The following is a 24,672-nucleotide window of genomic DNA, read 5'->3' as shown; positions in this document are numbered from 1 at the left end:
GAAGAGATTGAGGATCAACCTTGAAGATCAACACTCGTCCCGCCGTAGCCTTATTGAGCCTGTCACTGGCCGCCGCCGCCCTGGCCGGCTGCAGCGAGGAGGCAGCCGGCGGCAACGACACCGCCAGCGGCGGCGTCTGCAAGCCGTCCGACGTCAAACTGGTGGGCCAGGTCCGTAACGAGTCCAACCCCTACGAGGCCTCGTGGCTGGCCGGCGGCGACACCTTCGCCAAGTCGGTCGGCCTCACCCAGGAGCGCCTCACCTACGGCGGCGACTCCACCAAGCAGCAGGAACAGATCAGCCAGATCCTCGCCCGCGACACCAAGTGCCTGGTCATGAACGTGCTCCCCAACGGCGACTCGGACACCGCGCCGATCGTCAAGGGCGCCGACAAGGCCGGCGCCTACCTCGTCACCCAGTGGAACAAGCCCGCCGACCTGAAGCCGGCCGACTACAAGACGTGGGTCAGCCACATCACGTACAACGGTGTCGAGTCGGGCCAGCAGATCGGCGACGCGCTCGCCACGGCGATCGGGGGCACCGGCGGCATCATCGCGCTGCAGGGCGTCCTGGACACCGCGGCGGCCAAGGACCGGTTCGCCGGCCTCCAGGCGTCGCTCAAGAAGAACCCCGGCGTCACGCTGCTCGACCAGCAGGCCGCCAACTTCTCCCGCGCCGAGGCGCTGACGGTGACCAAGACGCTGCTGACCAAGCACGGCGACAAGGTCAAGGCCATCTGGGCCGCCAACGACGACATGGCGCTCGGTGCGCTGGAAGCACTCCAGCAGGCGGGACTTTCGGGCAAGGTGGCGGTCGCCGGTATCGACGCCGTGCCGGACGCCGTCAAGGCGGTCCAGGACGGCACCATGACCGCGACCGTCTCCAGCGACGGCACCTGGCAGGGTGGGATCGGTCTGGCGATCGGCTTCTGCGTCGCCACCGGCAAGCTGGCGGTCAAGGACATCGCCGCCGCCAACCGGGCGTTCTTCGCCAAGCAGTTCCTCATCACCAAGGCCAACGCCGCTGACTTCTCGCAGCCGAAGACCACCCCGTCCGACTTCGAGTGCGGCAACGTCTTCAACCGTGTGGCCGGGCCCCTGACGTGACCGTGACATCCGAGGTCGTCACAGCGCCTCGCCGTAGCTCTCGGCGAGGCGCGTCGTTCCGGGACGCTGGTCCACCGGTCGCGCTGGTCGTCATCTACCTGGTGTTCGCGGCCCTGAGCCCGCAGTTCCGCAGCATCGGGAACGCCCAGAACATCATGGATGCCGCCGCGGTGCTCGCGGTCGTCACCTGCGGCATCACGTTCGTGCTGATGATGGGGTCCATCGACCTCTCGTCCGCCGGCGTGATGGGCGCCTCGGCCCTGACCGTGTCGCTCCTGGTGGCCAACAATCGCAACGACAACGACCTCGGACTGCTCGGGATCGCGGTCGCGGTCATGCTGGGCTGTGCGTTCGGCTGCCTGAGCGGGCTTGCGCTGGTGCTGCTGAAGGTGCCTTCCTTCATGGCCACGCTGGGGGTGTCGGCCGTCGGGCTCGGCGTCGCGACGCTCATGTTCGCCGGCGTCCAGCCCAACATCACCGACGCCATGCTCAAGGGCTGGGCGATCGACCGCTTCCTGGGGCTGTCCTATCTCACCTGGATCGCCGTCGCGTGCATCCTGGCGGGATGGCTCATCCAGCGCTACACCCGGCTCGGCCGGTACGCCTTCGCGATCGGCGGCGCCGAGGAGGTGCTCATGCTCTCGGGGGTCAGGGTGAAGCCGTACAAGGTCGCGGTCTTCACCCTCGCCGGCGCCTTCTACGGGCTGGGTGGGGTCATGGTGACCAGCCAGCTCGGTGCCGGTCTGGTTCAGGCCGGCAACGGCTATGACTTCTCCGCCATCACCGCCGCCGTCGTCGGTGGCACCCTGCTCACCGGTGGGCGCGGTGGCGTGCTGCACTCCGCCGTGGGTGTCCTGCTCGTCATGGTGCTGACCAACGGTCTCGTGCAGGTCGGGGTCAGCCCGTACTGGCAGGGCGGCGTCGAAGGCCTCATCGTCGTGGCCGCGGTCGCCGCCGCGGTCATTCCCCAGCGTCGCAGAAACCAGGTGACCAAGTGACCGCCTCAACTGCGCCGGTGCCGGCGTTGGAGGTCCGCGGCCTCGTCAAGCACTACCCCGGGGTCAAGGCGCTGGACGGTGTCGACCTGGTGGTCCGTCAGCACGAGGTCCTCGGCCTGGCCGGCGAGAACGGCGCGGGCAAGTCCACGCTGCTCAAGGCGCTGGTCGGCCTGGTCGCCCCCGACGCCGGTGAGATCTACGTCCGCGGTGCGGCCGTCAAGCTGCGCAGCGTCGTCGAGGCCGCCAACCACGGCATCGGGATGGTCTTCCAGGAGCAGTCCCTGGTGCCCAACCTGACCGCCGCGGAGAACATCCTGCTCGGCAGCGAAGGGATCGCGGTCCGCCGGGGCGTCTACCGCTGGGACGCCATGCGCCGCCTGGCCCAGGAGCAGCTCGACAAGATCGGCTCGCACATCGACCCGCTCGCCCGCACCGACACGCTCTCGTTCGCCGACCGGCAGATGGTCGAGATCGCGAAGGTGCTGCGCATCGAGGAGCGCAGCCAGCACCCGCCGGTCATCATCCTCGACGAGCCGACCTCGGTGCTGGAGTCGAAGGAGATCGACACCCTGTTCGCGCAGATCCGCCGGCTGCGCGAGTTCGCCTCGGTCGTCTTCGTCTCCCACCGTCTCGACGAGGTGCTGGACGTGTGCGACCGCGTGACGGTGCTGCGCGGCGGCCAGTCGGTCGGCGAGGTCGCCACGGCAGGTGCCGTCCCGCGCGAACTGCACCGGATGATGATCGGGTCCACCGGGTCCGACGATCACTACCACGAGAACGCCGCCGCGCCTGTCGTGTCCGAGCAGCCCCGGCTGTCCGTACGCGGGCTGTCGGGCGGGTCGTTCCACGACGTCGACCTGGACGTCGCGGTCGGTGAGATCGTGGCGATCGTCGGCGTCCACGGATCCGGTCGCGAGGATGTCTGCCGCGCGCTGTTCGGCGCCGAGCCGACGACCGCCGGCGAGATCCGGCTGGACGGCAAGAAGATCGACCTGCCCAGCACCCGCGCCGCGTGCGCCGCCGGCATCGGCTACGTGCCGGCCGAACGCAAGGTCGAAGGCATGGTCGGCCCGATGTCGGTGGCCGAGAACATGACCCTGAGCAAGCAGAAGGCCCGCTGCGCGGGCCCGTTCGTGGCACCCAGGAAACAGGCCGGCCTGGTGGACCGCTGGATCGAGCGGCTGTCCATCCGGACGCCGGGCCGCGACACCGCCATCCAGCGGCTGTCCGGCGGCAACCAGCAGAAGGTGGTCCTGGCCCGCTGGCTGGTCGGCGGCGACATCGGGCTGCTCCTGCTGGACCACCCGACGCGCGGGCTGGACATCGGGGCCCGCTCGGAGGTGTACCGGCTGATGCGTGAGCTCGCCGCGAGCGGGGTCGCGACCGTGCTGCTGGCCGACAGCCTCGAGGAGGCCATCGGCATGGCCGACCGGATCCTCGTCATGAGCGACGGACGGGTCGTGACCGAGGTCGCCTGCCCGACCGGCGGCAAGCCGACCCCTCTGGACCTCGTGAAGGAAATGGTATGAGTACACCCGTGGCCACGCCGGTCGCCGAATCCGCGGTCGGCAAAGGCGGACCCCGCGCGGGCCGGCGGATCACCGGGTTCATGCCGCTCATCGCCCTGGTCGCGTTGGTGGCCGCCCTGACCATCGCCGACCCGCACTTCCTGACCACCCGGAGCCTGACCGCCGCGTTGCGGACCGCCGCGCCGCTCATCGTGCTCGCCGCGGGGGCGACGCTCGTCGTCCTCTGCGGCGGCATCGACCTGTCCATCGCGGCGCTGGCCTCGCTGTCGACGGTCCTGCTGGCCCTGTGGCTGCCGGACCTCGGTGGCCTGGCCACGCCGGTCGTCATCCTCGTCGCGGCGGCGATCGGCGCGGCGCAGGGCGTGGCGCACGTGCTGCTGCGGATTCCGTCGTTCATCGTCACCCTGGGCGGGATGAGCATCCTGTCCGCGGTCGCCCTCGTCGTCTCCGGCGCCGGCACCGTGCGGGTGGTGGACGACTCGACGGTCAAGTGGCTGGAGCTGTACGTCGCCGGCTACGTGCCGATGTCGGCCGCCGTGGCGATCCTCGTCGTCGCGTTGATCGCCCTGATCCTCAAGGTGACCCCGCTGCACAGCTGGATCTCGGCCACCGGCTACTCCGAGTCGGCCGCGCGCCTCGCCGGTACACCCGTGGACTGGGTCAAGGTCGGTGCGTTCTGCGTCTCCGGTGCCTGCGCCGGGCTCGCCGCGGTCATGCTGGTCTCCCGGCAGTTCAGTGGCGGACCGACCATGGCCGACAACCTCCTGCTGCCGGCGGTCGCGGCGATCGTCGTCGGCGGCACCGCGATCACCGGCGGTCACGGCAGCGTGTGGCGGAGCCTCGCCGGCGCGCTCGTCGTGACGCTGCTGCGGGTCGGCCTGCCGATCGTCGGTGTGCCGTCCGCCTACGAGCAGATCCTGTACGGCGTCATCATCGTCGTCGCCGTCGCGCTCACCCTCGACTATTCAAAAGTGTCGATCATCAAATAGCCGATCCCGGCACCTACGGAAGGCCATCATGCCCCACGAGAACTCCGCGCTCCTGCCCGCCGTCCGGTCGTTCCTGTCCTCGCCCAGGCAGCTGCTCATCGGCGGCGAGTGGGTGGACGCGAAGGACGGCAGAACGTTCGAGACCGTCAACCCGTCGACCGAGGAGGTGCTTGTCCAGGTCGCGTACGGGTCCGCGGTCGACGTGGACCGTGCGGTCGTGGCGGCTCGCACGGCGTTCGAGCACCGCTCCGCGTGGTCGAGGATGACGCCGCGTGACCGCTCCCACCTGCTGTGGCGCATCGGCGACCTCATCGATGCCCATGCCGACGAGTTCGCCCAGCTGGAGGCCCTCGACAACGGCAAGCGCGTCGAAGCGGCCCGGGACGGTGACGTGGCGATCGCCGCCGAGCTCTTCCGCTACTTCGCGGGCTGGGCGACCAAGATGGAGGGCACGTCCATCCCGATGTCCGTGCCGGGCCGCGAGTTTCACGCCTACACCCGCCGCGAGCCGGTCGGCGTCGTCGCGGGCATCGTGCCGTGGAACTTCCCCCTGCTGATGGCCTGCTTCAAGATCGTCCCGGCCATCACCGCGGGCAACACCGTCATCCTCAAGCCGGCCGAGCAGACCCCGCTGACCGCACTGCGCCTCGGTGAGCTCCTGCTCGAGGCCGGCGTGCCCGCCGGCGTCGTGAACGTCGTGCCCGGCTTCGGTGACACCGGAGCCGCGCTGGTCGACCATCACGGCGTCGACAAGGTCGCCTTCACCGGGAGCACCGAGGTCGGCAAGAAGATCGCCGCCGCGGCCTCGGGCAACCTCAAGAAGGTCTCCCTCGAGCTCGGCGGCAAGGCGCCCAACATCGTCTTCAACGACGCCGACATCGAGGCCGCCATCGCCGGTGCGGTGCTGGGCGGCTACTTCAACGAGGGGCAGTGCTGCGTCAACGGCTCGCGCCTCTACGTCCAGCGCGGCGTCTTCGACCAGGTCGTCGAGGGCGTGGCCGCGGCCGCGCGCGCGATCAAGGTGGGCGACGGCTTCGACCCGGCGTCGCAGATGGGTCCGCTCGTCTCGCAGGAGCAGCACGAGAAGGTGCTGGGCTACATCCGTGGAGCGGTGCAGGACGGTGCCGTGCTGAACGCGGGAAGTGCCGACGCGGTCGGCGACCGCGGCTATTTCGTGGCGCCGGCGCTCATCACTTCCGTGAACGAGCAGATGGCCGTGCAGACCGACGAGATCTTCGGTCCGGTCGTGACCGCGATTCCCTTCGACACCGAGGACGAGGTGGTCGCGGCCGCGAACAACACGGTGTACGGGCTCGCCGCGGGTGTCTGGTCGCAGAACATCGGCACGGCCCACCGGGTCGGTGCCCGTCTGCGGGCCGGCACGGTGTGGCTCAACACGTGGCACGCCGATGACGTCACCCTGCCGCGCGGTGGCTTCAAGCAGTCGGGCTGGGGCCGCGAGCTCGGGTCGTTCGGCCTGGACGACTACACCGAGCTCAAGACCGTCATCGCCGAGCTGCGCTGAGCGGTATCGACGAGGTAGCCCCCGGGAATGCTTTCGGGGGCCCACCTCGCCGTCCGGACATGATTCGCATATGAGAACGGTGTTATTTTTCGGTTCACGTACATAGACACAGTTCTTGACTACACATTCATGAGTGCCCTACGTTCAGGCTCTCCGTGGCGGCGCCGCCTCGCCGCCACGTCCGCCGAACCTCAAGGGATCTCTTATGAAAGTGCCCCTCAGGTCATCCCGCTTCCGCCGCCTCACCCATTTCGCAGCGTCCGTCGCGCTGGCAGTGGCTGCCGGCACGACGACCGCCGTCATGACCCCCACCGCGGCCCACGCAGCCCCCGACAATGACGGCCGGCTCAGCGTGCTGCTGTTCTACAAGGCCAATTTCCACGCCTCCAACGTGCAGGCCCGGCAGGCCGTGCGTGACCTGGCCACCCAGCTCGGCACGCAGTACGGCCAGCCGGTGGACATCCAGGAGACCGACGACCCGGCGGCCTTCACCACCGCGAACCTCGCCATCCGTGACACGGTGGTCTTCGCGCAGACCGGTGGCGTCCTGTTCAACACGGCACAGCGCGCCGCGCTCGAGTCCTACATCCGCGGCGGCGGCGGCTACATGGGCATGCACTACACCGGGTGGTCGGCCGGTGAGAGCGAGCACGACGTCAACCCGTTCTACCTCCGCCTCGTCGGTGCCGCCTCCGAAGGACACCCGGAGAACCCCGGTGTGCGGCCGGGCCGGGTGTTCGTGACGGACCCGACGCACCCGCTCACCCAGGGCGTGACGAACAGCATCACCCGCAGCGACGAATGGTACGACTGGGTCGTCAACCCGGCGCCGTGGGTGCGCACCCTGATCGAGGCCGACGAGACCTCGTACGGCATGGGCCGGCAGGGCTCCAAGCATCCGCTCACCTGGTGCCAGACGATCGACTCCGGCCGGTCCTGGTACACCTCCATGGGCCACGAGGGCACGGCGTACTCCGAGCCGTACATGCGCGCCCAGATGAAGAACGGCCTCGCCTACGCGGCCAAGCTGCAGACCGCGGACTGCTCACCGCCGAAGAAGGACCAGGCCGGTGCCTGGAGCGGCGTCACGCCGTGGCCGCTGGTCCCGATCAACATGGCGCTGACCTCCGACGGCCGGGTGCAGTCCTTCGGCAGCGTCGGCGGCTGGGGCGACGACACCTCGCCCTACGACTGGACCGGCAACGACTCGGTCACCCAGGGCGGCCAGATGGAGGTCGACGTCTGGAACCCCGCCACGCCACGCACCCTGGCGAACGTCCGCAGCGGCATCCTGCCGAACACCACCTACACCGACCTGTTCTGCGCCATGCAGGTGCAGATGCCGCACGACCACTCCATCATGACGATCGGCGGCGACGACGGCCTGGGCGGCAACGCCCCCAACGACGCCGCGATCGGCGTCACCAGCTACTCCACCAACAACGGGCTGCAGAACGAGGCGCCCATGAACTACCCGCGGTGGTACCCGACGGGCACCACCATGCCCAACGGTGACGTCGTCGTGCAGGGTGGCAGCCTCCGCGGCGGCCCCGGCGGCCCCGGCGTCCTCACCCCGGAGATCTACCGGCCGGACCAGGGTTCGGGCTGGAAGACGCTCGACGGTGCCAGGAGCCCGGTCGCGTACGGCGACGGCGGTGCCGACCACCCCGGCCAGGACGAGAACCGCTGGTGGTACCCCCGCGCGTTCGTCGCACCGACCACCGGGACGCTGTTCAACATCAGCGGCACGCAGATGTTCGAGCTCAACCCCGCCGGCAACAGCGGCACCGGCCAGCTGACGCTGCGCGGCACCCTGCCCACCGCCATCGCCAACCAGGGCGCCAACGGCAACCCGGTCGGCGCCACGTCCACCGCCACCATGTACCGCCCCGGCAAGATCCTCCAGGTCGGCGGCGGCTGGTGGGCCAACGGTGGCGGCCCGGACGGCGCCCGCGCCGGCTTCACCGTCGACATCACCGGCGGCACCGCCAACCCGGTCATCACGGCGACCAAGCCGATGAAGTACCAGCGGCACTGGCCGACCTCGACGCTCCTGCCCGACGGCAGGGTGCTGGTCACCGGCGGCGCCCGGGTGAACAACGGCAACGACGGCTACGTCACCAACCCCGAGATCTGGGACCCGAACACCGGTAACTGGACCGAGGTCGTCCTGCCGCACGAGCACGCCCGGCTGTACCACTCGACGGCCCTGCTCCTGCCCGACGGCCGGGTCATGGTCGGCGGCGGCGGCGCTCCCGGCCCGCGCAACTACACGGACGTGGAGTACTACTCGCCGGACTACCTGTTCAACGGCGACGCGAACGCACCCCGTCCGGTGATCACCACCGCGCCGCAGAAGATCGGCTACAACGGCACCTTCCAGCTCGCCACGTCCAGCTCGGTCGCCCGGGTCACGCTGGTCCGCAACGGTTCCGTGACGCACGGGTTCAACAACGACCAGAACTTCCAGGACCTGGCGTTCAGCCAGTCCGGCGGCACGGTCAACGTCACGTCGCCGCTCAACGGCAACTACGCACCGCCCGGGTCCTACATGGTGTACATCTGGGACGCCAGCGGCACCCCGTCGGTCGCGAAGATCGTGCAGATCGACCCGCTGGTGAAGATGACGCAGCTGAACCCGCGGGTCGTCGACCAGTTCGAATACCCGCGCCTGCCCGCCGAGTGGCGCACCGGCAACCCGCCCGCGACCATCGACGTCGCCGCCGGCAACAGCCGGATGGTGCCGTGGGTGGTCGAGAGCCAGGTCCAGCTGGTGCGTGGCACCGTCACCGGTCAGGGCGGCCTCGGTCTCACCGGCTACCAGCTCGCCCTGGGCAACACGGGCAGCATCAAACGCACCATCAACGATCTCACCCCCGGCACCACGTACCGGGTCTCGCTGCGCTACGCACGCGACGCCCGCTCGGCCGCAACCGGGGCGGCGACAGCGACATTGACGGTCGGCAACCTGAACGCGACCATCACCGCCTCGACAGCCCAGCCCTCGACCGCCGCCTACGCCACGTATGTCGGCACCTTCACGGCCGCGACCGCCTCGCAGACGCTCACCCTGAAGGCACCCGGCAGCGGCGCCGGCCTGATGATCGACGACCTGGTGGTCGTCGGCGACAACGCGCCGCCGCCGGCCACCGGAATCCCGGTCCGGTACGAGTTCGAGGAGGGCACGGGCACCACGGCGGCGAACACCGGCTCCGTCAGCGGTGTCGGGGCGGCCGTCCTGACCGGGACGACCGGCTGGTCGACCAACGGTGTGCTCGGCAAGGCGGTCAACCTGCCCGGTGGCAGCACCGCCAACGCGGTGGACCTGCCGGACAACCTGCTGCAGGGCGCGGCGAACTTCTCCACCGGGTTCTGGGTGCGCCCCGACACGAAGAGCAACTGGACCGGCCTGTTCCACATCGGTGACGGGCTCGGCTCCGCCGGGAGCTACTACCAGATCCAGATGCAGACCCAGGCGAACGGGAGCACCGGGCTCGCCGTCACGTTCAAGGCGAAGACCGGCCCCGAGGAGCGGGTCTACGCCAGTCCGGCGCAGGACGTGGTCGCCGGCCAGTGGAACCACGTGGCCTTCACCCGGCAGGGTTCGATCGGCACGCTGTACCTCAACGGCCAGGTGATCGCGACCCGGACCGATCTCACCATCGGCATGACCGAGATCGGTCCGACGGCCAACAACTGGCTGGGCCGCAACGGATACGGCGACGCCGCGTTCGACGGTCTGATCGACGACGTCCGGGTGCACACGTCCGCGCTGACCGCGTCGGACATCGCCGCGATGTACAACGAAGGTGTCTCGGTCCGGTTCACCTTCGACGAGAACACCGGCACGTCCGCCGCGAACACGGGAGCCAAGGCGTCGATCGGCGCGGCATCCCTGGCCGGCACGACGTCGTGGAACGCCGCCGGCCGGTACGGTGCCGCGGTGAACCTGCCGGGCGGTGCCGGGGACTCGGGCAACCAGGTCCGGCTGCCCGACAACATCGAGGCCGGGCTGACCAACCAGTTCACGGTGTCCTTCTGGGCACGTCCGGACACGCTGCCGAACTGGGTGCCGCTGGTGCAGATCGGCAGCAGCACGGACACGTTCTTCCTGATCCAGTCGGCCACCAACGGCGGCACCACCGGGTTCGGAGCCACGCTCAAGGCGCCGGGGGTCGCCAACCAGGAACGGCTCCTGCTCGGCGCGGGCAACGACCTGCCGCTCAATGCGTGGACACACGTGACGTTCACGATGAACGGCTCCACCGGGAAGATCTACTTCAACGGTGTCCTGCAGGCGACCCGCACCGACTTCACCATCAACATCGGTGACGTCGGCGTGGGCGGCAACACCGCGGCCAACTACATCGGTGGGACGAGCTGGGGGGATCCGAGGTTCGACGGCCTGATCGACGACTTCCGCCTGTACAGCTACGAGCTCACCGCCGACCAGGTGACGCAGTTGCATGCGGGCCGCCGATGACCGCGCCGTCCTCGTAGGGGCATCCAGCTCAGGCTCGATCTGACATGACGACGTGGGCCCCGGGAATCCTCCCGGGGCCCACGTCCTGTGCCGCACCTCTTCGCCCTCGTCTACAGCAAGATGGGCGAGCACGCCGTCGCCGCCGAGCACTTCCGCGCCGTCGGCGACCACGGCTCGGGCTTCTACTGGGACTACTTCGGCGACGACGAGGCGGCGGCGTTCGAGACCGAACGGGCCAAGGCCCGGAAGGCGGCGGGGCAGTGAGCATGCGGCAGATCGACGTCGACGGCGTCCCCACCCTGTACGCACCCTACGAAGGCCCGTCCGTCGCCGGGCTCGTCTTCAGGGTCGGGCAGGCCGACGAGACGCTGCCGTACCGCGGCATCACCACCTGCTGGAGCACCTCGTCCTGCACGATCCCGGCGCACAGCAGGACGATCTGCATCGGATCGCCGGACTGGCGTACGAACGCCCGCCACGACGGTTCCTTGCGTTCGTCCGGGGCAAGGTAGCGCCCAGCCACCCGTCGCTCAGGAGTGCGGGCACAGCAAGGATGACGTGGCGTGCGCGGTGGCCGGCCGCAGTACACTCGACATGAAGATCATCTGGATAGGTCGCATCTCATGGGCGTGAGAAGCAGGCGACGGCTGTACAAGGATCTGCCTGGCCTTGTACCGGCCTCCTACCTGCCCGGCGGCGACCTCGCCGACGCTCTTCGCGCCGCGGCGGGGTGGTCGGCCAAGACGAAGGTCTGCCTGTCGTTCCTTGCGCGAGTGCGGCTCGCCCCGCTGTACGTGCTGATCGTCATCGTTATCGATGTCATCCTCAGTTACGCCGTCAGTGCGGAAACCCGGAGCCGGATCGTCCTCGCCAACTCCACCAACGTGGTCAACCTGCAACACCACCGGATCTGGACGTTGGTCACCAGCACCTTCGTGCTCGATGAGCGGGCCGGCGTGGTTGCGATGATCCCGTTGCTGCTGCTCCTGTCGGTGGCCGAGGTGCTGTGGGGGTGGCGGCGACTGCTCGTGGTGTTCTTCCTGTCCAACGCTGTGGCGAGCTGCCTCGTGTACGGGCTGTTGCTGGCGGGCGTCCGCGGCAGCTGGTTGGGCGGCGCGATCACGATGGCCAGTGACGTCGGCACGAGCTACGGCTCGCACGCCGTCGGCGGCGCGCTCGCGCTCACCCTGCCCGTGCGTGCATGGCGCTTCCTGGTGCCGTTGGCAATGCTGGTCGTGGTCGTGCCGTTGTTGGACGGAGGCACGTTCACCGACGTCGGGCACCTGCTGGCCGTCCTGCTGGGCTTTCTCGCCGGTTGGCAGATGCGGCGGCGCCCGCTGGCCGGGCGCCTGCGCCATCCGGCCCGGCTGCGCGCGGACCAGACCGTGGTCTGCTCGTTCGACGGCGTGACGCAGGCCCGGGCAGCACTGAACACGGTGCTGCATCTGCACGAGCACCGTCGGGTGCGCCTCGACGACGCCGTGGTCGCCTGGTCCGACCAGGCGGACCGGATACACGTGCGGGAGACCCGGGACATGAGCGCGATCGACGGCGCCCTCGTCGGTGGCGCCTGGGGGGTGGTGCTGGGCACCTTCGTCGGCCTCCCGATGATCGGACTGGTCATCGGCGCGGTCGCCATGGCGGTGGCGGCGCGCTGGCACGACGCCGGCCTCAGCGACACCACGGTGGAGCAGACGATGCGGGCCCTACCAACCGGGCGGGGCGTACTCCTGCTGCTGGCCGACCTGACCGGCGAGCCGGCACTGACCCGCGCGCTCGACCGAGCCAGTGGCACCCTGGTGCCCGAGGTCGCCCGGAAGAGCGTCGTCAGGCGGCCGTGAACACGAGTGCGGCGTTGTGCCCACCGAAGCCGAGCGACGTGCTCACGGCGACCTCAACGGGTGCCTTGCGCTCCGCGGCACGCACCACGTCAAGCTCGACCGCCGGGTCGACGGTCATGAGGTTCGCCGTGGGCGGGACCACACCGTGCTCGATGGCGAGGACCGTGTACGCCGCCTCGAGCGCACCGGCCGCGGCCAACGCGTGTCCGGTCACGCCCTTGGTCGAGGTCACCAGCGACCGGCCGCCGAGGACCCGGCGCAGCACGCGCGCCTCGATGACATCGTTCTGCAGGGTCGAGGTGCCGTGCGCGTTCACGTGGTCCACGTCGGAGCCGGTCAGCTGCGCATCCTTGAGCGCGGCGCGCAACGCGAGCTCGATTCCCCGGCCGTTCGGCTCCGGCGCGGCGACGTGGTATGCGTCGGTGGCCGCCCCGTAGCCGCGCACCACCGCACGGACGTGGGCGTTGCGGGCCCGTGCGTCCGCGAGCCGTTCCAGGACCAGGACTCCGGCGCCTTCAGCGGCGACGAGGCCGTCGCGGTCGACGTCGAACGGGCGGCATGCCGTCGCCGGTTCGTCGCACCGGCGGGACAGCACTCCCATGCGGCGGAACGCGGCGAGCACGAGTGGCGTGAGCGCCGACTCCGTGCCCCCGGCCACGACGATGTCACAGGCCCGGGAGCGCAGGAGCTCCCGGGCCGTTCCGACCGCGGTGGTCCCGGATGCGCAGGCGGTCGCGGTGACCTGGCTCGGGCCTCTCGCGTCGAGGTCGATGGCGACGTACCCCGAGACCATGTTCACCATGAACATGGGCAGCAGCAGCGGTGACACGGCCCGTGGATCACCGCCGAGAAGGTTGGCGTGCTGCCGCTCCACCGACTGCATCCCGCCGAGGGAGTTGCCGAGGACGATACCGACGCGTGCACCGTCCCAGGCGCCGGTGTCCCAACCGGCGTCGGCCACGGCCTGCCGGGCGGCCACCACGGCGAGCTGGACGAAACGCTCCGTCTGCCGGGCAGCGAAGGGGCCCAGGGCGGCGTCGGCGTCGAAGCCGCGCACCCGGCAGGTGACCGTCGGATCCGGCAGCGTCTCGTCGAGGCTCGCGCAGGAACGTCCCGACCTGACCCGGTCCCAGTTCTCCGCCACGTCCGCGCCCGCGGGCGTCACCAGCCCGAGCCCGGTGACCGCGACCTCAAACGGTGGCACCGGGTCCTCCGCTCTTGTCCTCGATCAGGTGTGCGACATCGCCGACGGTCATCTCCTTGGTGAGCTCGCCGTCGGGGATCGGGACGGCGAACTCCTTCTCGAGGATCAGCGCGAGCTCGACGACGACCAGCGAGTCGATGTCGAGCGAGTCCAACGTGACGTCGGTGTCGATGGCGGCCCGGTCGACCTTCAGCTGGTCCGTGAGGATCTCGGCGAGGCGCTGGTCAATGGCGTTCATTCGATGCTCCCTGGATGATCGACAGACGTGCCGGCAGGCCCGGCTCCGGATTGCGGCGCACCGACCGTCAGCCGCGGCCACGACAGCGCGAACGACCCCCAGGTGAGACCACCGCCGAAACTGGTCAGGACCACACGCTGCCCTGGTCGGAGCCGTCCGGTCAGCACACCGTCGGCGAGGGCGAGCGGGATGGAGGCGGCCGCGGTGTTGCCGACCCGGTCGATGTTCGACAAGAACCGTTCCTGCGGCAGCCTCAGCTGCCTCGCGACGGCTGTGATGATCCGCGCGTTGGCCTGGTGCAGCACGAACCAGTCGACGTCGTCGAGTGACCATCCGCACCGTGCCGCCGCCTGCGCCGCGGACGCGGACATCCGCTGCACCGCCTGCGCGAAAACGGCCTGGCCCTGCATGACGAGAAACTGGTCCTCTTCCTTGGCGGGCAGTCCGGTGGACCGCTGACGTGACCCGCCCCCACGCACCTCGATGAGGTCGCCGCGGCTTCCGTCGCTGCCCAGATCCAGTGCGAGGACCGCGCCGCGCTCGCCCGCCGCTCCGGCGCGCAGCACGGCCGCTCCGGCGCCGTCGCCGAAGATCGCGCTGGTGGCCCGGTCGGCCGGGTCGACGATGGTGGAGAACGTGTCCGCGCCGATCACCAGGACCGTGTCCGCCGCGCCCATCGCGATCAACCCCGAGCCGGTCGCCAACGCATAGATGAAACCGGAGCAGACCGCCGCCACGTCGAACGCCGCAACCGTGCCGAGGCCGAGGATGTCGGCGACGCGCGGCGCGGTCGCAGGACACAGCCGATCGGGTGTGCTCGTCGCCAGCACGACGGCATCGACGGTGTCGGTGCCGGCCGATGCCAGCGCCCGCCGGCCTGCGCTCACCGCCAGGTCGCCGGTGCTCTCACCCGGCGCGACCACGTACCGTCGGCGGATGCCGGTGCGCGTCTCGATCCAGTCAGGTTCGATGCCCAGTCGCACCGCGATCTCGGAGTTGGTCACCGGCGTGCTCGGCAGGCCGGCACCGAGGCCGGCAAGAACCGCCACCCTGTCCACGGCGTCACCCACCCTCGGTGGTCAGGTCGGATCCGGCCGCGACGGCCATGACGACGCAGACCCGGGCGATGTCGTGGCCGCCTTGCCGGTACACCACGTCGACCTGGCGCGGTGCGGCCGGATCGAGCGCGCCGGTGCGCGATCCCGCGAGCGTGGCACTGACCGCGATCGGCTGGTCAAGCTCGGCGTAGGCCGAGAACGTGGCGTCCATCGAGAGCATCGTGGTTTCGTGTGGTGCCGGTCCGCCCCGTTCGTGCGTGGCGAGGGCGGCGAGCTGGCGTGCGCCTTCCACGAGCACGGTCCCCGGAACATGATCGTGGACATGGTCGAAGAGACTCGGGTGCTCGGTGGCCACCCGCAGCCTCGCGGACACGCGGTCGCCGTCGTCGGCCACAGCGCACAGCAGCGCGTCGGCCGCGTTGATCCGGCCCACCCGCTGTGGCGTGACGGGTTCGCCGGCGTCCACCGGCGAACCTCGATCCGAGGTCCTCGGAGCGCCTTGCCGTCCGCGGCATCGCACGAGCGTGTAGGTAGCCGGCGCCACGTATCCGACCTGCATGTCGACGGTCCCCAGGCGCGTGCCGTCCAGCCACAACGTGAACTGGTAGCCGAGACTGCGCAGTTCGCCGCCGATTCTTCGCGCGCCGTGCGTCTGGCAGTGCAGGTACAGTTCGGGCGGTTCGTGCGTGGGACCGGATTGTGCGGTGCGCACCGGGTGCGGGTCCAGCCGCAGCGACCAGGACCGCAGCACGAAGCCGGTGCCGGGCGGCACCGCGAACAGCTCGTGCGCGGCGAAGGTCTCGGCCTGCCGGCAACATTCGACCAGGAGCATGGGATCGCGGATCCGGTTGGCTGACCCCGTGTGGCTGGTGTAGTGCGCGTGCGCGACCGGCAGCAGTGCCGCCGCCGCGAACGTGTCCTCGTCGACACGGCGCACGTCGGTCAGGAACACCTCGGTGAGGTTCCGGCGGTGGATCGTCCTGCGGTCGACGGTCCGGTCGAAGCTCAGGTCCGGATCTGCAAAGGGGGGCATGGTTCTCATCTCCGTACGCTGAGCGGGTCGCGCATGATTGCGGTGCCCAGGACGATGCCGGCAAGGCCCCTCACGGGCACGTCGGCGCCCTGGCCGAGGATTGCGGTTGCCACCTGGTTCGGATCGGCGTAGCCGCGCCGTGCCACCGCGCGTTCGAGGAAGACGCCGGCCGCGGCGACCGTCGCCGGATCCCACCCGTCACCGCCGTCAGCGAGCAGGCGGGTCGCACGCCTCGACCACCGCCGTGCGTGTTCGGTGGAGAATGACTGCTTCGCTGTCCGGCCGAGGCTGCCGACCAGGTACAGGCGAAGGCCGAGCCGGAAGGCGGCGAGCCCGAACTCGGCCACGAGCGCGCCGGCGTAGCTGCCGAGTGTGTAGCCCCGCCAGCCGCCGTGGCGGGCCGAGCGGGTCGACCCGTCGGTCGGCACCCGTGGGACCTCGAATCGGGTCACGGCGGCGCCGAGGCTGACCAGGACATGCTGCACGATCTGGTAGTCGGTGCGCAGTTCGGTGTCGTGTGCGAGCACCACCAGGTCGTAGTCGTCCAACAGCGGGATGAGCTCGCGGAGCAGGTACAGCAGATAGTTGCGCTGACCGTCGGCGCCGATGATGGCGCGCAGCGGGTAGCCGGCGGCCGTGCCGTCGAGAAACACGGGTGCGCCACACGACCGGCCGTCGATGCACAGGTGCCGTTCGACGAGCAGCCTCAGGACGTCGGCCTCGTCGGCGAGCTCAGGGCCGTGACGGCCGAGGAAGGGGTCGACCAGACCCAACAGGCGGTAGTGATCCTCCCAGATGTCGAGCAGGCGCGCGGTCGCCGGATGCACCCACCCGGACGCGGCCTTGTCGAGCGTGGTCGCGATGAGCGCGTGCGGCGGCTTGTCCTCGGCGCGGTGGTACGCGATGTAGAGCTCGCCGATGTCCTCCTCGGCCATCGCCGAGTACACGGCGTCCGGATGGTGCCGCTCGAGATGGTCCCAGAACCCGGCGACCTGTGGGCTGGCGGCATAGTTGGCGTGCCGATAGGCGACGGTGACGGCGGCGGATCCGGATGTCGCGCGCTGCAGCATGTCCAACGACAGCAGGTACTTCACGTGGGTCGGCGTCAAGGGCTTCGTCGGGCTTACCGTCACAGGCGCCAGCAGGATCCTACGCATCGGCGACCCGCTCGGCGCCCGGGTCGCCGGGCAGGCGCAACGCCCGTCGAATCCGGTCGATGGCGCGCTCCGCCTCCGCCGGTGTGCACGAGCCAGGGTCCCCGACGTGTGTCCGGTTCTCCGGCATCCCCGCCACACGTGGCAGCATCCACAGGTGGAAGTGTTCCGTGCCCTCCATGCTCGCGAACAGGTGGATGCGTGGAGCTCCGGTCGCCTCCTTGAGCGGTCCGGTGAGACGCTGGATGAGCGGGCCGAGCGTGGTCGCTTCGGCCGGTGCGAAGCCGGCGTAGTCGTCGAAGTGTCGCCGGGACTCGATGAGCAGCGTTCCAGCCGGCCAGTACGGCGTCGGTCCGTGGCCGACGCGCCAGGTGCCGTCGTCGATGAGGTGCCCGCCGGGCGGCACCGGCAGGCCGGCCCATGCCGGCACAGGCGCACCGGCGTACTTCGCGCACACAAGACACTGGCGGCCGTCCGGGGTGCGCCCGTCCAGCAGCCGCGTGAACGGGTCGCGCACACGTGCGAGCGGCTCCACCTGCCCGTGCCGCACATACCAGGCGTCGAGCGCGGAGGCCGCCGCAGCGGGATCGGCGACGGGCGGACCGGTGGCGTCCTGCCAGCGTTCGCGTGCCTCGTGCGCCTCGACCCCGGTGAGCGCCGCGACATCCTCCCACGAGCATCCGCGGCTGCGCGCATAGCTGACGACGGTGTCGTGCAGCGCGGTCACGTCCTGCGTGAGCAGCGTCCAGATGCTGGCGGCGAGACCCGTGTCCCCACCGGGGCTGCCGCCGGTGTCGGGCGCCGCGACCGCCTGCCGGAACGTTTCCGCGAGCCGTTGCAGGTGCGTTGAGAGCGCTATACGGGCGAGGTCGGCTTCGGAGTAGTCGGGAAGGTCCACGTTCCCTCCAGTGGGTGGTGTCCGCCGGCGCGGTGCCGGAAGCAAGGTGTAGAGACGCAGGCTCGGTGGGCCCGCGAAACCGAAGTGCACGCGCGCGTAGGCGTCGTCCTTGCCGACCGCCAGACCATCGAGGTCCATCTTGTGCACGAGTTGCAGTGGCTCGCCCGGCTTGAGCCGGCCGCGCAGCACTGCCTCGGCGACCGTGTGATGGAGATGGACGAGGTAGTCCGCGAGCGACAGCCCCCGCACCGCCACGTGCAGTTGCCGAGGCGGTCCCGGCGAAGCGCGCCAGGCCGGCGTGTCAGCCACGTCATGGATCGCCGGCAGGTCCGGGAGGACACCGGTGACGGGTCTGAGCATCCGGCTGATCCCCGGCAGCCGCCCGGCTGGGAACGGGCCGAGCCACGCCATCCGGCCTGACCGGGCGACGAACCGCAGCGGTGTCCGCTGCCCCACATTCGCCGGATCCCCGAACAGGAAACGCGTCCGGGTCCACGAGCGGCGCCACGCGTCGGCCTCGGCGTCGTCGAGACCGGCGGCGAAGGACCGGGCCCCGTTCACCAGGTCGGTGAGGTCGACGTCACGCAGCACCACCAGGACCGTGATGCCGTCCGGGCCATCCGCCGGAGATGACGGCGCAGTGTGCCCGACCCACCGCGCTCGTTCGGTGAACAGGCGGGCCAGTCGTTCCGGCCGGATCTGATCGATGGCCATGCTCACAGGACCGCCGGCGCGCCGACGGCATCCAGCAGTGCGGCCACGACCGTGTCGGGAGGAGCGCAGCCGTCGACGATGCGCAGCGGGACGTCGCCCACCTCGGTGAGCAGTTCGGTGCGGAGGTCCGCCTGCAGGAGAGAGAAGCTCTCCCGGTCCGCGACCCGTCCGTGGTGTTCGAACCGGTTGATCAGTGCGCCGCACCCGCTGCGCTTCCAGGCCACGGAGGGCGGTACGTCGACGTAGACCACGGCTGCCGGGCGCGGGAAACTGCGCCAGTAGTTGAACGTGGGTGCGTGTTCGATGCCGAGCAGCCGGCATTTGGCCAGGAGCTTGTAGTAGTACGAGTCGACGACCACAGGGCGCCGGCCGGTGGCGCGGTCGAGCTGGTCACGCAGGTGCAGAACGATCGGATGCAGCACCGACAGCACCAGCTCGTGCGAGTAGCGGTCGCCGGCCCAGGCGAACGCCTCTCCCACCCAGGTCTCGCGCAACACGCGGATGAGCGGATGGCCGGCGATGTAGCGGTCGTCGTAGGAGACGACGTGCCAGCCGTGATCATCGTGCAGCCGCTGCAGCACCGTCGACTTGCCGGCGAAGTCCGAGCCGAGCACGGTGTAGAAGTCGGTCAAAGGACACCCCTCCCGAACGTTCAGACAGGCGCTTGAACGGTCAGCCAGCTGATCGCGATGAAGCTGAGATACATGGCCGGGACGTAGCCCAAGGTCGGCGCGACCGGCCACCGACGTGCGCCGGCCGCGAAGCGGGCGAACGCGACCGATGGCAAGGCCAAGGGCAGCACGGCCAGCCAACCCCACCCGTACGCGTCCGCCGCCGGGTGCCACGGCCGCAGTACGGCCAGCACGGCACTCACACCGACGACGGCGCACGTCAGCGCGACCCCCGAGGTGCCCGCCGTGCCGAGCTGCGTCACATACGTTCGTTCACCGGGTCGGGGCTGCCGCGTGACCTTGCGGCCGAACTCGAGGCACATGGCGCCGAGCGTCACCGCCAGTACTGCCGACAGCCCCTGGACGCTCACGTGCTGGTGCGTGTTCTGCAGGAAGCCGGCGTACACGTAGAGGCTCAGCAGCGGTTGGATCGGCATGTTCACGGCCATGTGCAGCAGGAGCCGGTCGTGCGGCGGGAAGCCCCAGAGGCGGTCCACGGCCGTGACGACGGCGGTGTATCCGAGCTGCACGGCAAGCATGACCAGCGCGGCGCCACGGCCTGCGTTCAGCACCAGCACCGTCGCGGCGAGGACCGCCACCAGCCACTGCAGGTCCCGTTCCCGCACGAGGCCGCTCGGCAGTGGCCGACCCGGGTTGTGGACACGGTCGTAGCCGTGGTCACCGAGATCGTCCAGCGCCCGCAGCAGGAGCATGTCGAGGACGAGCGTGAGGGCGGTGATGACGACGCCGCGGTCCGGGCGCCACTGGTGCACCGCACCGGTCACGATCGTGAAGAGCGCGGTCAGGCCGATCGCCCACAACAGCATGAACGGCACGTAGAAGGCCGGCCGGTAGGCGACGCGGAGGTAGCTGACCAGCCTGCGTGTCACGGCCGGCCGTCCAGGATTCGCACGGTGCCCGCCGCGCCGTCGACCTCGACCAGACTGCCGTCCGCGATCAGCGTGGTCGCCCGCTCGACCGCCACGACCGTCGGGATGCCGAGCAACCGTCCGGTGATGGCCGTGTGGGAGAGCAGCGTTCCGCGCTCCACGATCAGCGCCTTGGCGGACATCATCAGGTAGAGCCAACCCGGGTCGGTCTCGCGGGCGACCAGGATCTTGTCCCGGCACCGCTCTGCCGGAGCCGAGACGTCGAGGACGACGGCGGCCACTCCCCGCACCGTGCCGGAGCTCGAGGGCAGGCCCCTCAACGTCGTCGCACGGGCACCGGCCGGCGAGGGCTCGGCAGCCCCCTTCGTCGCGGCGGTGGCCAGCGTACACACGACCGGCAGATCAGCGGCGGTCCGCAGCCGCGCGGGCAGCGCGGCGGCCTGCTCCCACCCGGCGCGTTCCGCGGCCCGCACCGCTGCGAGCCCGCGCAGGTCGGCACCGGCGAGCGTGCCGTCGAAGGCGCCCACCACCTCGTCGACCGTCAGGTCGAGGATGTCGCGTTGATGGTCCAGCCGGTCCTGCGTGGCCAGTTCCGCACCCAGTCGCATGAGCAGCGCCCGGCAGTCGCCGAACAGCTGACTGCGGCAGAAGCGCGTGTCCTCGCGATTGCGGATGAGGACCCGCATGGCGTTGAACAGCACGTGCAGCGTGAGACGCTTGGCCGGATTGCGGCACTGCTCGCGCAGCTGCCGGGCGGCCTGCCGGCGTTGGTCGGCTCCGGTCCTGTCGTTGGCCGGGACGTCGAGACGCTGCCGCAGATATGACCGCACGGTGTCCAGCACCATCCACGGCTCGTCACGGGGGGTCCGCGCCTCAAGTTTGAGGTCGTGTGGGGCCCGGTCGCCGTAGGAGCGCAGATGCTGGCGCATCGCCGCCGCGAACTCGTGGGCGTCGTCGGCCATCACCTGCTCCCAGAGCAGCCGCGCGTCCTGCGCGGAGGTCTCCGCCGCGGTCAGCTTGGCGGAGACCTCCGCCGAGGATGCGGCGACCGACGCCAGATGCACCGCCGATCGCACGGCCGCCGCTGAGCGGTTCCCGTCTCCGCCGCAGAGCATCCCGTTGAACACGCCGCTGTCCGCGTCGGGGATCCACCGGCGTGCCAGCCCTTTCGTCGCCCACGTCGCGGCGAACAGCAGGAGGCCGTTGACCAGGGTCACACCCCAGCGGCGGGCCACCTCGGTCCACAGCAACTGGAATTCGGTCACGGCCTCGTGCGGGCGCATGCTCGAGGTGTCGGACAGGCGCAGGTGATACCCGTCCCACCATCGGACGAAGCCGCGCACGCGCCGGGGGTGGGCCATCATGCGTGCCGCGATCTCCGCGGTGCACGCGATGTTGGTGAACCAGGTCCGGATGCGGGTCCGGGGCCGCTGGTCGGCGGCAGCCGTGATGCCCATGGACTGCTCCCAGGTGGACCAGAGCGGTCGGAAGCATCTGATCTGCCCGTGCAGCCGGTACCAGGAGTCGAGCTGGTAGTAGACGCGGCCGTTGAGGTGCCCGATCATCCGTCGCAGGAGATGCTGATTGCGGCGCGCGGTTCGTGCCGGTACACCCATCCGCCGGTAGAGATCGGCGAATCCGACCTCGTACAGGTTGCGGGCCACGGTGAAGGTGAGCGCGCTGCTGACCCCCGGGAAACTCTCCGTGACGTTGTTGTTGTCCCACGTGATCTGTGCGGTCGCGGCGTCGTCCACGTCGGTCCGGGGTGCCGGGCCGTGCGCGATCGGCCTGGCCTGCACGAGGTGCACGAGCCCGTCCGGGGTGATCGTCCCCTCGATGTCCTGTGGCTGGCCGAACCGTCGCGCCACCCGGAGTGCGAGGTCGGTGACCGCGGCCACCTCGGCGTCCGTCAGCACCCTTGCCGTGGCGTCGCGCGGGTCGACCGGGACGGCGACCGGTCCGTCCTGCGGTCGTTGCGGGTCCCGGCCGACGGCTCTCGTCTTCACGGGAACGTGCGCCTCCAGCACCGCCTTTGATGCTGGATCGACGATGTAATGGTCCACATCCGCCTTTTCCTGCACGACGCCTTCGCCGATCCCGTGCGCCGCGGCGATGATGCACCGCCGAGACCCGTCGCGGGGATCGCGCGTGAACGCGACGAACGAACGGGCGCCCATCGCCATGCGCTGGATGCCGACGGCGACCCGGGCAGCGAACGGGTCCAGTCCGCGCCGCGCGCGGTAGAGCACGGCCTCGGTGTTGAACGCCGAGGCCCAGCAGTCGACGAGCCGTTGCGGGAGCTGTGCCCGTTGCACGTACAGAAAGCTGTCGCTCATGCCGGCGAACGGATCCTCGGCCGAGTCCTCGCCGGCGCCGTCGTTCCCGGCCGGCGGCACCACGCAGGCACGAACGGCGACACATCCGGACCCGCCCGCGATCCCGTCGAAGCTGCCGTCCAGGATCTGGAGCAGCTCGACCGGCAGCGCAACGTCACGAACCAGCTTGCGTGCCTGCTCGGCGGCCGCTGTCAGCGTCGCGTCGGAGTGCGGCAACACGCCTGCGGACGCTGCGGTGAAGTCGGAACCGCCGAGCAACAGGTCGAACACGGTCGCCGGTACGCACACCAGCGGAGGAACGGGGAAGCCGTCCTGGGCGAGGAGCACCTGCCGGGCGAACTTGTGTCCGACCAGTGTGGGGTCGGTGAGGCCCGGTCCGTCGTCGATCAGCCACATTTGTGAACACCTTTCGAGGTGCCGTGAAGATCGGCGGGCGGCGGGCGGCGGGCGGCGGGCGGTTCAGGTGCGCGGTTGATCCCGATCATGTCGCTGCCCAATGTGGACGGTTGGGAGTGACGTCGCTCGATGAACGACGGTACCAACTCCATGACCATCTTGCTACAGTGTCGATAGTTGCGGACGCCGCCGCGGCGGGCGTCGACACCGCCGCCGATGAACCTCAACCGCATTGACGCTCGTCATTGCCGCCCTGCATGGTCGCCGCTCGGCCAGTGGGGCAAGCGTGTGCCCGTCGGACCTGGGCCGGCGAATCGCAGTGCCCGGTCGTTGTCCGCTGTCGTTTTCCGCGCACCGCCCGACATTTCGTGTGCTTCGTGCAGCTGGGGTGCGTGATGGCCGCCACCACGCACCTGACTTTCAAGGGAGGTCTGATGAGATTTCGGATCGTTGCGGCGGGCGCGGCATGCCTATCGGTTTTCGTGGGGATGATCCCGGCGGCTGCTGCCCCGCAAAGAGAGCACGAAAGGAGAACACTCCAGCAAGCCCGCACGTGAGTGTTCGAGCGGAACTGAGCGCGGCTTCGATCCGACCGATTGAACCGGTGGGTCCGGGCACAGCGACCGCGCGGCCCCGGGCTCACCTCCAACCCCGATGATTGGCAGACATGAAGCTCGGCATCGCACTTCCAACGTCGGGCCCGCTGGCGGCCCCGGCGAACATCGCGCGGGTCGCGCAAGAGGCGGAGCGGCTCGGGTACGACTCGGTGTGGACCTACGAGCGGCTGATGCGGCCCCTCGCGCCCGTCGCAATCCGTGGTGGTGAGCCGCAGCCGGTGCCGGAGGCCTACCGTCTTGCGTACGAACCCCTCGAGACGTTGAGTTACGTCGCGGCGCTCACCGACCACATCAGTCTCGGCACCAGCATCGTCGACGCGCTGCTGCATCCGGCGATCGTGCTGGCCAAGCGGTTCGCCACCCTGGACCAGCTCAGTGGCGGCCGCCTCGTCGCCGGGCTGGGGCAGGGCTGGATGCCGCAGGAGTTCGCCGCGGCCGGCGTGCCGATGGGCCGGATCGGACGCGGGATGGACGAGGTCGTCGAGGCCATGCGGGCGTGCTGGGGGCCTGACCCGGTCTCCTACGAGGGCCAGTTCACGCACATCGCCGGGTCCGAGATCAACCCGAAGCCGGTCCAGCCGCACGTGCCGATTCTGCTGGGTGCCGTGTCGCCGGGTGGCGTCCGACGGGCGGCGCGCATCGCCGACGGGCTCATCCCGTTGGTGGTCACCCGCGACCAGCTGCTGGACGCGACGGCCGCATTCCGCGCCGCGGTCGTGGAGTTCGGCCGTGACCCGGCGTCGGTGGCCGTGGTCGCCCGCGCGAGCGTGCCGCTCACCGCGGCGGACCTGGGTGCCGACCGACCCTACCTCGGCGGGTCGCCGCGGCAGATCGCCGAGGACCTGTCCCGGCTCGATGGCAGCGGCGTCGGGCATGTGCAGTTCTCCACCACGGGGCGCGCCTGGCGCGCCGACGCGAGCGCTGCCACGATCGACGACGAGTTGGCGCTGTACGCCGAGCTGATCGAACTGGCCCGCAAGTAATGGATCGGG

At 70.1% G+C, this 24,672-nt stretch carries 19 protein-coding genes and 2 pseudogenes; 10 read left to right on the top strand and 11 right to left on the bottom strand.

The features are described 5' to 3' along the window. Positions 1–53 precede the first annotated feature (53 nt). The 8 genes and pseudogenes from ABZS58_RS26360 to ABZS58_RS26325 form a co-directional block, all read left to right on the top strand. Positions 54–1,106, top strand: coding sequence for a sugar ABC transporter substrate-binding protein (locus ABZS58_RS26360; protein WP_354785820.1), 1,053 nt, complete (start codon positions 54–56; stop codon positions 1,104–1,106). A 101-nt stretch (positions 1,107–1,207) separates the two neighbouring features. Next, positions 1,208–2,104, top strand: a complete 897-nt coding sequence (locus ABZS58_RS26355) for an ABC transporter permease (protein ID WP_354785818.1) — start codon at positions 1,208–1,210, stop codon at positions 2,102–2,104. After that, entirely contained in the window at positions 2,101–3,633 is a 1,533-nt protein-coding gene (locus tag ABZS58_RS26350) for a sugar ABC transporter ATP-binding protein (protein WP_354785816.1), read from the top strand. Before ABZS58_RS26355 ends, ABZS58_RS26350 begins: the two co-directional genes overlap by 4 nt. After that, a complete protein-coding gene (locus tag ABZS58_RS26345; RefSeq protein WP_354785814.1) occupies positions 3,630–4,622 on the top strand; it encodes an ABC transporter permease in 993 nt (330 codons plus the stop codon). The genes ABZS58_RS26350 and ABZS58_RS26345 overlap by 4 nt, the downstream gene beginning before the upstream one ends. Before the next feature lie 28 nt (positions 4,623–4,650). After that, positions 4,651–6,147: an aldehyde dehydrogenase family protein gene (locus tag ABZS58_RS26340; protein WP_354785812.1), complete on the top strand. Its 1,497-nt coding sequence runs from the start codon at positions 4,651–4,653 to the stop codon at positions 6,145–6,147. Between the two features lie 301 nt (positions 6,148–6,448). Beyond that, complete coding sequence (locus ABZS58_RS26335) at positions 6,449–10,630, top strand: LamG-like jellyroll fold domain-containing protein (protein ID WP_354785810.1); 4,182 nt, start codon at positions 6,449–6,451, stop codon at positions 10,628–10,630. An 87-nt stretch (positions 10,631–10,717) separates the two neighbouring features. After that, complete coding sequence (locus tag ABZS58_RS26330; protein WP_354785808.1) at positions 10,718–10,894, top strand: hypothetical protein; 177 nt, start codon at positions 10,718–10,720, stop codon at positions 10,892–10,894. A gap of 2 nt (positions 10,895–10,896) precedes the next feature. Beyond that, a pseudogene (locus tag ABZS58_RS26325) lies at positions 10,897–11,045 on the top strand (insulinase family protein); the annotation flags it as partial. Positions 11,046–11,084: 39 nt separating this feature from the next. Here the strand turns inward: ABZS58_RS26325 and ABZS58_RS26320 are convergent. After that, positions 11,085–11,153 (bottom strand): annotated as a pseudogene (locus ABZS58_RS26320) (hypothetical protein); the annotation flags it as partial. A 40-nt stretch (positions 11,154–11,193) separates the two neighbouring features. On the opposite strand from ABZS58_RS26320, the gene ABZS58_RS26315 reads away from it, so the two are divergent. Beyond that, on the top strand, positions 11,194–12,471 hold the full coding sequence (locus ABZS58_RS26315) for a rhomboid-like protein (RefSeq protein WP_354785806.1): 1,278 nt from the start codon (positions 11,194–11,196) through the stop codon (positions 12,469–12,471). Here ABZS58_RS26315 and ABZS58_RS26310 read toward each other — a convergent pair. From ABZS58_RS26310 to ABZS58_RS26265, 10 genes are read right to left on the bottom strand one after another with little or no spacing between them, the layout of a single operon-like run. Continuing rightward, on the bottom strand, positions 12,458–13,675 hold the full coding sequence (locus ABZS58_RS26310; RefSeq protein ID WP_354785804.1) for a beta-ketoacyl-[acyl-carrier-protein] synthase family protein: 1,218 nt from the start codon (positions 13,673–13,675) through the stop codon (positions 12,458–12,460). The two genes, ABZS58_RS26315 and ABZS58_RS26310, sit on opposite strands and share 14 nt — an antisense overlap. Next, a complete protein-coding gene (locus ABZS58_RS26305) occupies positions 13,662–13,913 on the bottom strand; it encodes an acyl carrier protein (protein WP_354785802.1) in 252 nt (83 codons plus the stop codon). Before ABZS58_RS26305 ends, ABZS58_RS26310 begins: the two co-directional genes overlap by 14 nt. Next, a complete protein-coding gene (locus tag ABZS58_RS26300) occupies positions 13,910–14,971 on the bottom strand; it encodes a beta-ketoacyl-ACP synthase III (RefSeq protein ID WP_354785800.1) in 1,062 nt (353 codons plus the stop codon). The genes ABZS58_RS26305 and ABZS58_RS26300 overlap by 4 nt, the downstream gene beginning before the upstream one ends. A gap of 4 nt (positions 14,972–14,975) precedes the next feature. After that, positions 14,976–16,013: a ScbA/BarX family gamma-butyrolactone biosynthesis protein gene (locus ABZS58_RS26295; protein ID WP_354785798.1), complete on the bottom strand. Its 1,038-nt coding sequence runs from the start codon at positions 16,011–16,013 to the stop codon at positions 14,976–14,978. Further along, complete coding sequence (locus ABZS58_RS26290; protein ID WP_354785796.1) at positions 16,010–17,137, bottom strand: hypothetical protein; 1,128 nt, start codon at positions 17,135–17,137, stop codon at positions 16,010–16,012. Before ABZS58_RS26290 ends, ABZS58_RS26295 begins: the two co-directional genes overlap by 4 nt. A 16-nt stretch (positions 17,138–17,153) precedes the next feature. Continuing rightward, entirely contained in the window at positions 17,154–18,770 is a 1,617-nt protein-coding gene (locus ABZS58_RS26285; protein ID WP_354785794.1) for a DUF6182 family protein, read from the bottom strand. Between the two features lie 2 nt (positions 18,771–18,772). Beyond that, the gene (locus ABZS58_RS26280) at positions 18,773–19,402 is read right to left on the bottom strand and encodes a hypothetical protein (RefSeq protein ID WP_354785792.1); all 630 of its coding nucleotides are present in this window, start codon (positions 19,400–19,402) and stop codon (positions 18,773–18,775) included. A gap of 20 nt (positions 19,403–19,422) precedes the next feature. Beyond that, positions 19,423–20,331 carry a hypothetical protein gene (locus tag ABZS58_RS26275; protein ID WP_354785790.1) on the bottom strand — a complete coding sequence of 303 codons (909 nt, stop codon included), beginning with the start codon at positions 20,329–20,331 and terminating at the stop codon, positions 19,423–19,425. Next, on the bottom strand, positions 20,328–23,063 hold the full coding sequence (locus ABZS58_RS26270; protein ID WP_354785788.1) for a PEP/pyruvate-binding domain-containing protein: 2,736 nt from the start codon (positions 23,061–23,063) through the stop codon (positions 20,328–20,330). Before ABZS58_RS26270 ends, ABZS58_RS26275 begins: the two co-directional genes overlap by 4 nt. Then, positions 23,054–23,296: a hypothetical protein gene (locus tag ABZS58_RS26265; RefSeq protein ID WP_354785786.1), complete on the bottom strand. Its 243-nt coding sequence runs from the start codon at positions 23,294–23,296 to the stop codon at positions 23,054–23,056. Before ABZS58_RS26265 ends, ABZS58_RS26270 begins: the two co-directional genes overlap by 10 nt. 434 nt (positions 23,297–23,730) lie before the next feature. Between ABZS58_RS26265 and ABZS58_RS26260 the strand changes: the two genes are divergently transcribed. After that, the gene (locus ABZS58_RS26260) at positions 23,731–24,663 is read left to right on the top strand and encodes a TIGR03619 family F420-dependent LLM class oxidoreductase (RefSeq protein ID WP_354785784.1); all 933 of its coding nucleotides are present in this window, start codon (positions 23,731–23,733) and stop codon (positions 24,661–24,663) included. Positions 24,664–24,672: the final 9 nt, after the last annotated feature.

Origin of the sequence: Dactylosporangium sp. NPDC005555 (assembly GCF_040605635.1) — a bacterium.
In the GTDB taxonomy this organism is placed as follows: Bacteria; Actinomycetota; Actinomycetes; order Mycobacteriales; family Micromonosporaceae; genus Dactylosporangium.
Note: the sequence above shows the minus strand (reverse complement) of the source record. Positions and strands in the feature narration are given on the sequence as shown.